The sequence below is a fragment of the Pseudomonas sp. m6p genome, from assembly GCF_055760375.1.
This window is the reverse complement of the sequence record NZ_CM147084.1, coordinates 6,163,997-6,178,220: the sequence shown is the minus strand read 5'-3', so window position 1 is coordinate 6,178,220 and position 14,224 is coordinate 6,163,997. Positions and strand designations below refer to the sequence as shown.

Annotated in this window: 11 protein-coding genes; 8 read left to right on the top strand and 3 right to left on the bottom strand. The window is 61.4% G+C overall.

The features are described 5' to 3' along the window. Window positions 1–276 precede the first annotated feature (276 nt). From ACYZUM_RS28195 to ACYZUM_RS28160, 8 genes are all read left to right on the top strand, one after another. Complete coding sequence (locus tag ACYZUM_RS28195; protein ID WP_041071176.1) at window positions 277–1,041, top strand: hypothetical protein; 765 nt, start codon at window positions 277–279, stop codon at window positions 1,039–1,041. 393 nt (window positions 1,042–1,434) lie between these two features. Beyond that, window positions 1,435–2,676, top strand: a complete 1,242-nt coding sequence (locus ACYZUM_RS28190; RefSeq protein ID WP_108181361.1) for an SfnB family sulfur acquisition oxidoreductase — start codon at window positions 1,435–1,437, stop codon at window positions 2,674–2,676. A gap of 36 nt (window positions 2,677–2,712) precedes the next feature. After that, the gene (locus ACYZUM_RS28185; RefSeq protein ID WP_108181360.1) at window positions 2,713–3,906 is read left to right on the top strand and encodes an SfnB family sulfur acquisition oxidoreductase; all 1,194 of its coding nucleotides are present in this window, start codon (window positions 2,713–2,715) and stop codon (window positions 3,904–3,906) included. Beyond that, on the top strand, window positions 3,906–5,264 hold the full coding sequence (locus ACYZUM_RS28180) for an LLM class flavin-dependent oxidoreductase (protein ID WP_108181359.1): 1,359 nt from the start codon (window positions 3,906–3,908) through the stop codon (window positions 5,262–5,264). Before ACYZUM_RS28185 ends, ACYZUM_RS28180 begins: the two co-directional genes overlap by 1 nt. Window positions 5,265–5,390: 126 nt before the next feature. Continuing rightward, window positions 5,391–6,200, top strand: coding sequence for a MetQ/NlpA family ABC transporter substrate-binding protein (locus tag ACYZUM_RS28175; RefSeq protein ID WP_108181358.1), 810 nt, complete (start codon window positions 5,391–5,393; stop codon window positions 6,198–6,200). Window positions 6,201–6,202: 2 nt separating this feature from the next. Further along, the gene (locus tag ACYZUM_RS28170; RefSeq protein WP_108181357.1) at window positions 6,203–7,324 is read left to right on the top strand and encodes a methionine ABC transporter ATP-binding protein; all 1,122 of its coding nucleotides are present in this window, start codon (window positions 6,203–6,205) and stop codon (window positions 7,322–7,324) included. Continuing rightward, window positions 7,314–7,958: a methionine ABC transporter permease gene (locus ACYZUM_RS28165; protein ID WP_027611182.1), complete on the top strand. Its 645-nt coding sequence runs from the start codon at window positions 7,314–7,316 to the stop codon at window positions 7,956–7,958. The genes ACYZUM_RS28170 and ACYZUM_RS28165 overlap by 11 nt, the downstream gene beginning before the upstream one ends. A gap of 136 nt (window positions 7,959–8,094) precedes the next feature. Further along, the gene (locus tag ACYZUM_RS28160) at window positions 8,095–8,724 is read left to right on the top strand and encodes a class I SAM-dependent methyltransferase (protein WP_086794015.1); all 630 of its coding nucleotides are present in this window, start codon (window positions 8,095–8,097) and stop codon (window positions 8,722–8,724) included. An 84-nt stretch (window positions 8,725–8,808) separates the two neighbouring features. Here the strand turns inward: ACYZUM_RS28160 and ACYZUM_RS28155 are convergent, their stop codons facing one another. From ACYZUM_RS28155 to ACYZUM_RS28145, 3 genes are read right to left on the bottom strand one after another with little or no spacing between them, the layout of a single operon-like run. After that, a complete protein-coding gene (locus tag ACYZUM_RS28155) occupies window positions 8,809–11,862 on the bottom strand; it encodes an efflux RND transporter permease subunit (RefSeq protein WP_041071156.1) in 3,054 nt (1,017 codons plus the stop codon). Beyond that, window positions 11,859–12,923 (bottom strand): efflux RND transporter periplasmic adaptor subunit, encoded by a 1,065-nt coding sequence (locus ACYZUM_RS28150; protein WP_108181356.1) that lies wholly within the window; start codon window positions 12,921–12,923, stop codon window positions 11,859–11,861. The genes ACYZUM_RS28155 and ACYZUM_RS28150 overlap by 4 nt, the downstream gene beginning before the upstream one ends. Next, window positions 12,920–14,023, bottom strand: a complete 1,104-nt coding sequence (locus tag ACYZUM_RS28145; protein ID WP_108181355.1) for an efflux RND transporter periplasmic adaptor subunit — start codon at window positions 14,021–14,023, stop codon at window positions 12,920–12,922. The genes ACYZUM_RS28150 and ACYZUM_RS28145 overlap by 4 nt, the downstream gene beginning before the upstream one ends. Window positions 14,024–14,224: the final 201 nt, after the last annotated feature.

Below are 14,224 nucleotides of genomic sequence, written 5' to 3'. Positions count from 1 at the left end.
AACTGCCAAAAAACCGTAGTTCCATTCGCCATTGCGGCTAGGCAGCGTGACTGCACAACGTAGGAATCTTCTGATTAATCGGTAATTCACGGATTAACTAAGACACTCTATTGACACTCTTTCCCGCACACTCTTATCTAGTCGTCAACCGGCACCCACTAGTTGAATCAATTCGCACTGAGTCTGAACAAAAGTTCAGGCTGCATAACCGATTCATCACGCCTTTTGTTTTTTCAAGAAACGGAATTCGCCGCAAGATTTCAAGGAGAGAGCCCGATGATCCGCACTTCGCATACCCCCGAACTGGCAGCCCCACACCTGGCAGCCGCGCAGAAAAACGCCGTCAACCTGGCCGCGGCCGCGCATCTGCTGATCGATGTTCTGCCGTACCCCGGTATGGACGCCGGCGATCTGATCGAACTGTTCTGGAACAACTGCTACGTCGCCTCACGCGTCCTGACCAGTGAAGACCTCGGCACATCGGTCAGTCTGCGAGTGCCGGAGAGCTTCATCGCCAGCGGTACCGCACGGATTCACTATCGGGTCATGCAAATCGGGCAGGGACCGGCGCTGTCGGCGGCAACCCGGGTTCAAGTCAAGCTCGACTGCCCAGGCGGCCAGCCTTCGGCGTTGTGCGGTGACGAGAATCAGCAACTGGCGCCGGTCACGGTACCCGACACCATCCGCCGCCAGGGCGTGAACCCCAATCAGATCAAACGCGGTGTGCCCCTGACCATCGAACCCTACCGGAACATGGCCGAGGACGACGCCATCACCTTGCGCTGGGGCGATGTGCGCATGGACCTGGCCCGAATCACCGCTGCCGATGTCGGCCTGCCGATTCAGGTCTGGGTGCCACCGGCAGTGATTGTCGAGGGCGGTGAGGATCTGCGCCTCGACGTAACCTACTGCGTCATCGACTGGGTCGGCAACAACTCACGCTGGGCACCGCCACGGACGCTGAAGATCGGTTGCGTGAATCCTTATCTGAAGGTGCCGCTGCGCCAGGATCTGAAGGCCGCTGAATCGACCAAGGATTGATGCCGCATTCCTGTACTCATGGGGCTTTGTAGTGAGGGGATCCAGGGAAGTCGTACCGCCCCGATGGACTGCGAAGCAATCCCGTTTTTTATGATTCAGAAAGGGCCGCTGCGCGGCCGGTCGGGGATAAATCCCCTCACCACAGGTTGTATTGCCACGGCTGAGAGACTGTTAACCAACCCGACCACCGCCCCTTCTATACATATTCCTAAAAGTTAGTTTATTTAATATTTATACACGCTTAGGGTATATGAACCGGACCACCGGACATTCTTTCGTTCGCCGCACTTTTGCGGCGTTTTTCATGAGATGTGAGGTAGGTAGTATGGTCCGGAACACAATCACCCCAGTGCAGATCGCCAGGGCATTGCGTGCAGCCAGGGAGCGGCACTGATGTCCAGTCTGGCCGATGCAAACGTCCAGTCGGATCTGGACATCGCCCCGTTGTTGTTGCCCGCGCAGGTCTTGCGCAACGACACCCAAGCCATCAAGGCCGCCCATGAGCTGGCGCAAGTCGCCCGCGTGCAGGCCGCCAGGCGCGACCGCCAGCGCAAGCTGCCGTGGTCGGAAATCGAACAGTTCACCCGCAGCGGTCTGGGCAGCATTGCCATCCCCCGTGAATACGGCGGCCCACAGGTTTCGTTTGTCACGTTGGCCGAGGTGTTCGCGATCATTTCCGCGGCCGACCCGGCGCTGGGACAGATCCCGCAGAACCAGTTCGGCATCATCAATCTGGTGCTCGGCAGCGCCACCGAGGCGCAGAAACAACAGCTGTTCCAGAGTGTTCTGGAAGGCTGGCGCATCGGCAATGCCGGCCCTGAACGCGGCACCAAAAATACCCTGGAATTGAAAGCGCGCATCACCGCCGACGGCGATGACTATGTGCTCAACGGCCAGAAGTTTTATTCCACCGGCGCGCTGTTCGCGCACTGGGTGGCGGTCAAGGCGCTCAATGACGACGGCAAGCAAGTGCTGGCCTTCGTCCGCCGTGGCACCCCGGGCCTGCGCATCGTTGATGACTGGTCGGGCTTCGGGCAGCGCACCACCGCCAGCGGCACGATTGTGCTGAACAACGTGCGCGTCGAGTCGAGCCTGGTCGTCGACAACTGGAAGATCAACGAGAAGCCGAATACCCAAGGTGCCGTGTCGCAGCTGATTCAAGCGGCCATCGACGCTGGTATCGCCCGAGGTGCCATCGACGACGCCATCGAATTCGTCAAAACCCGCGCACGGCCGTGGATCGACGCCAAGGTGGAACGCGCCAGCGATGACCTCTACGTGATCGCCGACATCGGCAAACTGAAAATCGAACTGCACGCCGCCGAGGCATTGCTGCGCAAGGCCGGGCAAGTGCTGGATCAGGTGCACGCCGCACCGCTCACCGCCGAGTCCGCCGCCCGCGCCTCGATTGCCGTGGCCGAGGCCAAAGTGCTGACCACCGAGATTTCACTGCTGGCCAGCGAAAAGCTTTTCGAACTGGCCGGCAGCCGCGCGACCCTCGCCGAATTCAACCTCGACCGCCACTGGCGCAACGCCCGCGTACACACCCTGCACGACCCGGTGCGCTGGAAATATCACGCGGTCGGCGCCTATCGCCTGAACGGTACTTTGCCGGCCCGCCATTCCTGGATCTGACGACCGCACACTTTCTCAAAGGCATTGGAGAGAACCATGACTTTTTCCCACCCCGTCGCGGTCATCACCAGCGATGAGCAAGCCCTGATCGTCGCCAGCGATCTGGCCGAAGATTTCAAACGCGACAGTGCCGTGCGCGACCGTGAACGCCGCCTGCCACTGCCGGAACTCGACGTGTTTTCCCGCTCCGGCCTGTGGGGCATCAGCGTGCCCAAGGAATACGGCGGTGCCGGCGTGTCCAACGTGACCCTGGCCAAAGTCATCGCCCTGATCGCTCAGGCTGACGGCTCTCTGGGGCAGATTCCGCAGAACCATTTCTACGCCCTCGAAGTGCTGCGCGTTAACGGCAGCCACGAGCAGAAACAACGGCTGTACGCCGAGGTGCTGGCCGGCCAGCGCTTCGGCAACGCCTTGGCGGAACTCGGTACCAAAACCGCCCACGACCGCGTCACCCGCCTCAAGCGTGACGGCGACGGCTACCGCATCAACGGGCGCAAGTTTTATGCGACCGGCGCGATCTACGCGCAGCGCATCCCGACGTCGGTGGTTGATGAAAATGGCGTGCAGCAACTGGCCTTCGTCCCGCGTGACAGCCAAGGCCTGACGGTGATCGACGACTGGAGCGGTTTCGGCCAGCGCACCACCGGCAGCGGTTCGGTGGTGTTCGAAGACGTCTACGTCGCCGCCGACGACGTGATTCCGTTCCAGAGCGCCTTCGAGCGTCCGACCACGGTCGGCCCGCTGGCGCAGATCCTCCACGCTGCCATCGACACCGGCATCGCCCGCGCCGCTTACGAAGATGCCCTGCATTTTGTGCGTAGCAAGACGCGTCCGTGGATCGACTCCGGCACCGACAAGGCCACCGAAGACCCGCTGACCCTGAAGAGTTTCGGCCACTTGAGCATCCGCCTGCACGCCACCGAAGCGCTGCTTGAACGCGCCGGCGAATTTCTCGACAAGGCCCAGGCCGAGACTAATACCGAAACCGTCGCTGCCGCGTCGATTGCCGTCGCCGAAGCACGGGCGATCAGCACTGAAATCTCGCTTGCCGCCGGCAGCACGCTGTTCGAACTGGCTGGCAGCCAGGCAACGCTGATCGAGCACGGCCTCGACCGCCACTGGCGCAACGCTCGCGTGCACACTCTGCATGACCCGGTGCGCTGGAAGTATCACGCGGTGGGCAATTACTACCTCAACGATGAAAAGCCTCCGCTGCGAGGAACGATCTGATGAGCGGCGCGAAAAAGAAGATCCTGCTCAACGCGTTCAACATGAACTGCATCGGCCACATCAACCACGGCCTGTGGACGCATCCACGCGACACGTCGACGCGCTACAACACCATCGAGTACTGGACAGAACTGGCGCAGTTGCTGGAGCGCGGGCTGTTTGACGGGCTGTTCATCGCCGACATCGTCGGCGTGTACGACGTCTACCAGAACTCGGTGGATGTCACGCTGAAAGAGTCGATCCAGTTGCCGGTCAACGACCCGCTGCTGCTGGTGTCAGCCATGGCGGCGGTGACGAAAAATCTCGGTTTCGGCCTCACCGCCAACCTCACCTATGAACCGCCCTATCTGTTCGCCCGCCGCATGTCCACGCTCGATCATCTGAGCCGCGGTCGGGTCGGCTGGAACATCGTCACCGGTTACCTCGACAGCGCCGCCAAGGCCATGGGCCTGCGCGAACAGGTCGAGCATGACCGTCGCTACGATCAGGCCGACGAGTACCTCGAAGTGCTCTACAAACTCTGGGAGGGCAGTTGGGAAAACGGTGCGGTACTCAATGACCGCGTGCAGCGCATCTACGCCCAGCCGGAGAAGGTGCACAAGGTCGAGCACCACGGCGAATTCTATCAAGTCGAGGGTTATCACCTCTGCGAGCCGTCGCCGCAGCGCACGCCTGTGCTGTTCCAGGCTGGCAGTTCCGATCGTGGATTGCTGTTCGCCGGGCGTCACGCCGAGTGCGTGTTCATCAGCGGCCAGAACAAACCGTCGACCAAGGTGCAGGTGGACAAGGTCCGCGCCAGCGCGGTCGAGGCCGGGCGCAATCCTGAGGATATCAAGGTGTTCATGGGCCTCAACGTGATCGTCGGCGCCACCGAAGCAGCCGCGTGGGCCAAGCACGCCGAGTACTTGAGTCATGCCAGTGCCGAGGCCGGTGTGGCGCACTTCTCGGCGTCCACCGGCATCGATTTTTCTCAATACGAAATCGACGAGCCGATCCAGTACGTCAAGAGCAACGCCATCCAGTCCGCGACCAAAAACCTGCAGAACAACGACTGGACCCGCCGCAAATTGCTCGACCAGCACGCTCTCGGTGGCCGCTACATCACCGTGGTCGGCTCGTCTGAGCAAGTGGCCGATGAACTGGAAGCGTGGATCGCTGAAACCGGTCTCGACGGCTTCAACCTGACGCGCATCGTGACCCCGGAAAGCTATGTCGATTTCATCGAGCTGGTGATTCCGGAGTTGCAGCGGCGCGGGTCGTACAAGACTGCGTATGACAGCGGCAGCCTGCGCGAAAAGCTGTTTCACGCAGGGGCGCAGTTACCTGAGCAACATACCGGATCTTCGTACCGCCGCTAAAAGCATCGCTGGCAAGCCAGCTCCCACAAGGGTCTGTGGCGTTCATAAAACCTGTGGGAGCTGGCTTGCCAGCGATGAGGCCCGACCAGACACCACAAAATTCATGCACTGACTGGAAAAATCACCATGACCAAGAAACTTCTGTCCCACCCAGTCAAAGCACTGGCCCTGGCCTTCGGCCTGTTCAGCTCGGCGGTGTTCGCCGCCGATGCACCACTGAAAATCGGCACCACCGCTGCCTTCGCGATTCCGCTGGAAGCCGCCGTCGAGGAAGCCTCCAGACAAGGCCTGAAAGTCGAGCTGGTGGAGTTCACCGACTGGATCGCACCGAACGTCAGCCTCGCCGCCGGCGACATCGACGTGAACTACTTCCAGCACATCCCGTTCCTCGAAAACGCCAAGGCGGCCTCCGGTTTTGACCTGGTGCCGTTCGCCCCGGGGATCATCAACAACGTCGGCCTCTACTCGAAAAAATACAAAAGCTTCGACGAGTTGCCCGAAGGCGCCAGCGTCGCCATCGCCAACGACCCGATCAACAGCGGTCGCGGTCTGCAACTGCTGGCCAAGGCTGGCCTGATCACCCTCAAACCTGGCGTCGGCTACAAGGCCACCGAAGACGACATCGTCGCCAACCCGAAGAAGATCAAGATTCTGCAAGTCGAAGCCGTGCAACTGGTGCGCGCCTACGATGACGCCGATCTGGTCCAGGGCTACCCGGCCTACATTCGTCTGGCGAAGACCTTCGACGCCGGCTCCGCACTGCTGTTCGACGGCCTCGACCACAAGGAATACGTGATCCAGTTCGTCATCCAGCCGAAGAGCAAGGACGACCCGCGCCTGATCAAATTCGTCGACATCTACCAGCACTCGCCGGCCGTTCGCGCCGCGCTGGACAAGGCTCACGGCAAGCTGTATCAGGCCGGTTGGGAAAGCTGAACATGACCGCCGCGATCCAACGGCGACTGGAGATTCCAGAGCCAAAACATGCTGAAAAAACCGAACTGCATCCCGAGCTGAATCGCGCCCACGTGCGCTTCATCGGCCTGGGTAAAACCTACGAAGGTCGACAAGGCCCAATCGCGGCCCTGCAAGGCATCGACCTGGCGATCCAGCGCGGCGAGGTGTTCGGCATCATCGGCCGCAGCGGCGCCGGCAAATCGTCACTGATCCGCACGATCAATCGTCTGGAACAACCGACGGCGGGACGGGTGCTGATCGATCAGGTCGACATCGGCGAGTTCGATGAAGACCGGCTGGTCACGCTGCGGCGGCGCATCGGCATGATCTTCCAGCACTTCAACCTGATGTCGGCCAAGACCGTGTGGCAGAACGTCGAACTGCCGCTGAAAGTCGCGGGCGTGCCGAAGGCGCAACGCGAGCAGAAGGTTCGTGAGCTGCTCGAACTGGTCGGCCTGCAAGCCAAGCACAAGGCTTACCCGGCGCAGCTTTCCGGCGGGCAGAAACAGCGTGTCGGCATCGCCCGCGCATTGGTGCATGACCCGGACATTCTGCTGTGCGACGAAGCCACTTCGGCGCTCGATCCCGAGACCACTCAGTCGATCCTCGGCCTGCTGCGCGAGATCAACCGGCGCCTCGGCCTGACCATCGTGTTGATCACCCATGAAATGGCGGTGATCCGCGAAATCTGCGACCGCGTGGTAGTGCTGGAACACGGGCGGATCGTCGAGCAAGGCCCGGTCTGGGAGGTATTCGGCAATCCGCAACACGAGGTCAGTCAGACCTTGCTCGCGCCGCTGCAACACGCACTGCCGGAAGAGCTGCAAAGCCGTCTGCATGCCCAGCCGCCCTCCCCGGGCGCGGCGGTGGTATTGCGTTTGCAGTTCACCGGTGGCGCCGCCGACGAGCCGGATCTGGCGGCGCTGTTCGCCGCTCTCGGCGGACGCGTGAAGTTGCTGCAGGGCGGCGTCGAGCGGATTCAGGGCCACGCGCTGGGACACCTGTTGCTGGCGGTCAGCGGCTCATCCTTGAGTGCCGAACAATTGCGCGAGCGCGCCGGGCAGTGGGCGCAACGAGTGGAGGTATCGGGTTATGTGGTTTGATCGCTTGCTCCAGGGTTTCATTGACACCTTCCTGATGGTCGGCGTGTCGTCGCTGATCGCCTTGCTGGTGGGGATCCCGATGGCGGTGATTCTGGTCACCAGCGACAAGGGCGGGATCTATCAGGCGCCGCTGCTCAACCGGGCGCTGGGCGCGTTCGTGAATCTGTTCCGCTCGATCCCGTTTCTGATTCTGATGGTCGCGCTGATTCCGTTCACCCGGCTGATTGTCGGCACCACGTACGGTGTGTGGGCGGCGGTGGTGCCGCTGACCATCGCCGCGACGCCGTTCTTTGCGCGGATTGCCGAAGTGAGTCTGCGTGAGGTCGATCACGGCTTGATCGAGGCGGCGCAAGCCATGGGCTGCCGGCGCTGGCACATCGTCTGGCATGTGCTGTTGCCTGAAGCGCTGCCGGGGATCGTCGGCGGGTTCACGATTACGCTGGTGACGATGATCAACTCGTCAGCCATGGCCGGAGCGATTGGCGCCGGCGGTTTGGGCGATATCGCTTACCGCTACGGTTATCAACGTTTCGACAGCCAGATCATGCTGACGGTGATTGTGTTGCTGGTGGCGTTGGTGGCGGTGATTCAGTTGGGCGGCGATCGCCTCGCCAGAGGTCTGAACAAGCGCTGAAGCAAGATCAAAAGATCGCAGCCTTCGGCAGCTCCTACAGGGGAATGCGATCTTCTGTAGGAGCTGCCGAAGGCTGCGATCTTTTAAAGCGCGAAAGCGCTTATAGTCTGCTCAACTCCCCCAAACAGTCCGCCCCATGAAACAGACTCCCACCGATCTGGAACAGATCACCGCCACCACCCTCGGCCACTACAACTCGGTGGCCGAAGACTTCCGCGAAGGCACCCGCGATCACGATGTCAGCCAGAACATCGACGCCTTGCTTCGCCACATCCAGGGTCCGGCGCCGTTCACCCTGCTCGATTTCGGCTGCGGCCCCGGCCGTGATTTGCAGACGTTCACCCGCATGGGCCACGTCGCGGTCGGCCTTGATGGCTCAGAGGAATTTGCGCGCATGGCCCGTGAGGACAGCGGTTGCGAGGTCTGGCAGCAGGACTTTCTGAAACTCGATCTGCCGGCCGAGCGCTTCGACGGCATCTTCGCCAATGCGGTGCTGTTTCATGTGCCGTTGCAGGAGTTGCCGCGAGTGCTCAAGCAGTTGCATGGCACGCTGAAGCCGGGTGGGGTGTTGTTCAGTTCCAATCCGCGCGGGGATAACCGTGAGGGCTGGAATGGGCCACGCTACGGCTCATATCACGACTTGGACGCGTGGCGCGGGTTGCTGACGGCGGCGGGGTTTGTCGAGCTTGAGCATTACTACCGGCCGGCGGGATTGCCGCGCGAGCAGCAGCCTTGGCTGGCGAGTGTCTGGCGGCGGGTTGGCTGAAGATCAAAAGATCGCAGTCTGCAGCAGCGCCGACATGGGATTTCCTGTAGGCGCTGCCGCAGGCTGCGATCTTTTGCTTTTGCCTTATGCGGTCTCTTTCTTCGGCTCGCGAATCTTGTACCAGGCCACATACAGCGCCGGCAGAAACAGCAGGGTCAGCAACGTCGCGACCACGATCCCGCCAATCATCGCGTAGGCCATTGGCCCCCAGAACACTTCCCGGGCAATCGGAATCATGCCCATGCTCGCCGCCGCAGCCGTCAGCAGGATCGGCCGACGCCGGTGCTCGGTCGCTTCCACCACCGCATCCCACGGCGTATAGCCCTTCTGCTCGAACTCATCGATCTGCGTCACCAGAATCACCGAGTTGCGGATGATGATACCGATCAGTGCGAGGATCCCCAGGATCGCCACGAAGCCCATCGGCGTACCGGTCGGCACCAGCGCCAGCACCACACCGATCAGACCCAGCGGCGCGACACTTGCCACCAGGAACATCTTCTGCACGCTGTGCAACTGGATCATCAGGAAGGTCGCCATCAAAAACAGCATCAACGGCAGGACCTTGGCGATCGGTCCCTGGGCCTTGCCGCTTTCCTCGACCGTACCGCCCGTGGCGACTTTGTAGCCGACCGGGAGTTTTTCAGCGAACGCATCAATCGACGGCTTGAGCAGTTTCACCAGGTCGGTCGGCTGGATCTCGTCGCGCACCGAGGCCTTGATGGTGATGGTCGGCAGACGGTCACGACGCCACACCAGCGGTTGCTCCAGCTCATACCGCACGGTGGCAAAGGCCAATAGCGGAATCGACGTGCCGTTGGGTGTGACGATCTGCAGGTTCTGCAGGGTTTCCGGGGTGCCGCGTTCGGAATCCACCGCGCGGCCGACGACGTTGATCAGGTAGATATCGTCATCGACCTGGGTCAGTGGCGAGCCGCTGACGATGCTATTCATCAGCTTCGCCACGTCTTCCGAGGACAGCCCGAGCTGACGCGCCTTGTCCTGGGCAATGTCGATGCGCAGCACTTTGCCCGGCTCGTTCCAGTCGTAAATGATCTCGCCGATGTGCTCGTTCTTGTCCAGTTCGGTCGCCAGATCAATAGCGTGCTTGCGCACCTGATCGATGTCCTTGCCGCTGACCCGGTACTGGATCGGGCGTCCCACCGGCGGGCCCATTTCCAGCGCCTGCACGTAACTGCCGATGCCGACGAAGTCCTTGTGCAAGCGTTCACGCAGGCGTTGGCTGAGGGCTTCGCGGGCCTCGAAGTCTTTGCTGACGATCACCAGTTGCGCGTAGTACGGGTTCTGCAATTGCTGGTCGAGCGGCAAGTAGAAACGGATCGCACCCTGACCGATGTAAGTGCTCCAGCGCACGATGTCCGGGTCGCCCTTGAGCGTGGCTTCGAGCTTGTCCACGGCCTTGCGGGTTTCGTCGATCGAGGCGTTTTGCGGCAGGTTCAGATCGACGAGGATTTCCGGGCGATCGGAGGACGGGAAGAACTGATTTTGCACAAAGCGCATGCAGAACACCGCCAGCACAAAGCACAACACGGTGATGCCGATCGCCCACCAGCGGTTGCGCATCGACCACAGCAAACCGTGGTTGAATGCCCGACCAATGCGTCCCGGCTCGCCCTCGTGAGGTTTCACATTGGTGCTGAGGATGTGCACGCCGATTACCGGTGCGAACAGCACCGCGACGATCCACGACACCAGCATGGCCACCGCGATCACCGCAAACAGGGTGAAGGTGTACTCACCGGCGGAGCTGGCGTTGAGGCCGATCGGCACGAAGCCGGCAACGGTCACCAGCGTACCGGTGAGCATCGGGAACGCCGTCGAGGTGTAGGCAAACGTAGCCGCCTGCTCCTTGGTCTCGCCCATTTCCAGACGCGTGACCATCATCTCCACGGTGATCATCGCGTCGTCCACCAGCAGACCGAGGGCGATGATCAGCGCGCCGAGGGAAATCCGCTGCATGGTGATGCCGCTGTATTCCATGAACACAAACACCATCGCCAGCACCAGCGGAATCGAGCACGCCACCACCAGCCCGGCGCGCACGCCAAGACTGATGAAGCTGACCACCAGCACGATGATCACCGCTTCGAACAGCGCGCTGGTGAAGCCACCAACCGCCTCTTCCACCACCACGGCCTGATCGGACACCGTATGGACGCCGACGCCAACCGGCAGATCAGCGGTGATCTGGTCGATCCGCTGGTGCAACGCCTTGCCGAATTCCTGAACGTTGCCGCCCTTCTGCATGGCAATCGCCAGACCGATTGCCGGCTTGCCGTCGAAACGGAATTCCGGCGTGGCCGGGTCAACATAACCGCGACTGATGTCGGCGATATCGGCCAGACGATAGAAGCGCTCATTGAGTTTGAGATTGACCTCGGCCAGATCCTTCTCCGACGCGAACTGCCCTGAAGTACGCACCGAGATACGCTCAGGCCCGGCCTCGATCACACCCGCCGGAGTCACGGCGTTCTGCGATTGCAGGCTCTGCACCACCTGACGCTGATCGATGCCCAGTGCCGCGAGCTTGCGGGTGGAGAAGTTCAGGTAAATCACTTCGTCCTGCTGGCCGATCATCTCGATCTTGCCCAGACCCGGCACGTTGCGGATCTCGGCGCGGGCCTGTTCCACGTAGTCGCGCAACTGGCGCATGGTCAGGCCGTCGGCGGTAAACGCGTAGACCGAGCCGTAGACGTCACCGAACTCATCGTTGAATCCGGGCCCCTGAATCCCTTGGGGAAACTGTCCGCGAATGTCATCGATCTTCTTGCGCACCTGGTACCAGATTTCCGGAATGTCCTTGGCGCTGGTGGTGTCGCGCAGGTACACGTAGACCGTCGATTCACCGGGGCGCGTGTAACTTTTCACGTAGTCGAGTGAATCGAGCTCCTCGAGTTTTTTCTCGATGCGGTCGGTGACCTGCTTGAGGGTTTCCTCCTGGGTCGCGCCCGGCCATTTGGTCTGGATGACCATGGTCTTGATGGTGAACGAAGGGTCTTCTTCACGCCCCAGATTGAAGTAAGAGAACACCCCCATCAGCAACGCGACGAACATCAGGTACCAGACGAACGACTGATGCTTGAGGGCCCATTCGGAGAGATTGAAAGAGCCTTTCATTGACTGTCCTCGTCGAGTTTCACGGCTTGTCCGGGTTTAAGACTGTTGACACCTGCGCTGACCACGCGCTCGCCGGATTTGACGCCGTCGGCCAGCACCACGGTGCCGTCGGTACGGCTGATCACGCTGACGTCACGGGGTGCGACGGTTTTGCTGGAGGTGTCGACCACCCAGATGCGGGTCTTGCCATCGGCTTCCTGCAGGGCACTGGCAGGCAACTCGATACGCGGCTTGATCGCCGAACTGAGGGTCACGCTGATCGCCGTACCGAGGCGAAACCCCTCCGGGGTGCTGGCCAGGGTCAGCCGCGCGCGGCGGGTGCGCGTGGCGCTTTGAGCCTGCGGTTCGATCTCGCGAATGGTCGCGGTGGTATTGATGCTCGGGTCGAGTTGCCCGGCCACCAGAAACACCACGTCGGCGGGGATCTGATCAACCAGTGTGTCCGGCAGGTCGATCACCGCTTCCTTGATGTCCGGTTGCGCCAGAGTCACCACTTGCTGGCCGGCGGTCACCACTTGGCCGGCTTCGGCATTCCATGCGGTGACCACGGCTTTGTGGTCGGCACGCAGTTCGGTGTAGCCGAGCTGATCCTTGCTCTGATCGACCGCCGCCCGGGCCTGATCGAGCGAGGCCTGGGTGGTTTTCAGATCGGTGATGGCGATGTCCAGTTGTGCCTGCGCGCCCACCCCGCGATCAAACAGCGCTTGCTGACGCCGGGCGTTGGCCTGGGCGTTGATCAGTTGCGCCTGCACCTTGGCCAGATCGCCCTGGGCCGAGCGCAACTGGTTCTGTTGATCGGAGGGGTCGAGCGTGGCGAGCAACGTACCCTTTTGCACCTCGGTGCCGACATCGACGTTACGGCTGGCAATACGTCCACCGACACGGAAACCGGTGTTGCTCTCGTAACGCGCCTGAATGCTGCCGGCGAAACGCCCGAGGGTTTCCTCGTTTAACGCCTTTACCTTGATCGACAGCACAGGCCGTACCGGCTCCGGAGGCGGCTCGCTTTTCGAGCAGGCGGCCAGCAACACACTGATGGATAACAGCCCCAGACGCTTCATGGCTGTGCTCCCGGTTGCAGATCCTTGTAGGTGTTTTCGGCGATCTCGACTTTCATGCCCGGATGCAACAACTGCCCACCCGCGACAATGACCTTTTCCCCGCCTTTGAGACCGTCGCTGATGATCACCTTGCCGATCAGGTAGCGGCTGACAGTGACGTTATGCAACTGCGCCTCGCCCTTGTCGTCAACCATCCACACGGCCGGCTCGCTGATGTTTTTGGTCAGCGCCGACCATGGCAGTTCCACCGCCGACTTGCCGCTGCCCTTGGCCGTGGCGCTGACCACCGAGCCGAGCTGCATGCCCTGCGGCAGGCTGTCGAGGGTGACTTTGACTTGCACCGTGCCGGACTGCGCCGACACCGCCGGGGTGATTTCGCGCACCGTGCCGGTGGTCTTGATCGCGGGGTTGTCGAGCAGGCTGACGACAATCGAGCGATCGGCAGGACGTTCGGCCAGCAGCGATTCGTAGACGTTGAACACCGCGTCGCGATCGCCATCGCGGGCCAGTTTGAAAATCGGCGCGGTCGCCTGGACCACCTGGCCGACTTCAGCCTGGCGCTCGGTAATAATGCCGGGGGCGTCAGCGATCAGCGAGGTGTAACTGAGTTGATCCTTGGCATTGGCTAGTTGCGCCTGCGCCGCGCTCAAGGCGCTCTGGCTGCTGCGCAAGGCGGCTTGGGCGGAGTCGAATTCGCTCTGGCTGGTGTAACCCTTGGGCAACAGTTTCTGCTGACGCACGAACGCTGCGGCGCTCTGTTTGACCCGTGCCTGCTCGGCGATGACCTGGGCCTGAGCGGAATCGACGTTGGTCTGCAAATCCTTGGGATCGAGTTTGGCCAGCACTTGCCTGGCGCTGACCCGGTCGCCGACATCGACCATGCGCTGGATGATCTTGCCACCGACCCGGAACGACAGTTCGGTCTGCACCCGGGCCTGCACATCGCCGGTCAGGGTCACGGCAGCCGCGTAATCGGCGGGTTTGACCTCTTGCACAAAGACCCGTGGCAGGTACTCCGCCGGGGCTTCTTTCTTGCCGCAAGCGGTCAACAACGTGAACAGGCTCAGCACGACAACTGTTTTCAATCCGGGACTCGCCATGCAGACTCCTTCCTGTGTACGAACGTGCAAGTGACGATACGACTGTGAGCTTAGAACAGGGTTCAACGTTCGCCTGCGTGATCTCTTTATTTCCCCTGTAGGAGCTGCCGCAGGCTGCGATCTTTTGACTTTACAAAAGCAAGATCAAAAGATCGCAGCCTTCGGCAGCTCCTACAATGGTCGCCTCAAGAGAAGGATTTT

Coding starts and splice junctions, on each gene's coding strand:
- ACYZUM_RS28190 (WP_108181361.1), top strand. CDS start 1,435: ATGTCCAGTCTGGCCGATGCAAACGTCCAGTCGGATCTGGACATCGCC.
- ACYZUM_RS28170 (WP_108181357.1), top strand. CDS start 6,203: ATGACCGCCGCGATCCAACGGCGACTGGAGATTCCAGAGCCAAAACAT.
- ACYZUM_RS28150 (WP_108181356.1), bottom strand. CDS start 12,923: ATGAAGCGTCTGGGGCTGTTATCCATCAGTGTGTTGCTGGCCGCCTGC.
- ACYZUM_RS28175 (WP_108181358.1), top strand. CDS start 5,391: ATGACCAAGAAACTTCTGTCCCACCCAGTCAAAGCACTGGCCCTGGCC.
- ACYZUM_RS28145 (WP_108181355.1), bottom strand. CDS start 14,023: ATGGCGAGTCCCGGATTGAAAACAGTTGTCGTGCTGAGCCTGTTCACG.
- ACYZUM_RS28155 (WP_041071156.1), bottom strand. CDS start 11,862: ATGAAAGGCTCTTTCAATCTCTCCGAATGGGCCCTCAAGCATCAGTCG.
- ACYZUM_RS28195 (WP_041071176.1), top strand. CDS start 277: ATGATCCGCACTTCGCATACCCCCGAACTGGCAGCCCCACACCTGGCA.
- ACYZUM_RS28160 (WP_086794015.1), top strand. CDS start 8,095: ATGAAACAGACTCCCACCGATCTGGAACAGATCACCGCCACCACCCTC.
- ACYZUM_RS28165 (WP_027611182.1), top strand. CDS start 7,314: ATGTGGTTTGATCGCTTGCTCCAGGGTTTCATTGACACCTTCCTGATG.
- ACYZUM_RS28185 (WP_108181360.1), top strand. CDS start 2,713: ATGACTTTTTCCCACCCCGTCGCGGTCATCACCAGCGATGAGCAAGCC.
- ACYZUM_RS28180 (WP_108181359.1), top strand. CDS start 3,906: ATGAGCGGCGCGAAAAAGAAGATCCTGCTCAACGCGTTCAACATGAAC.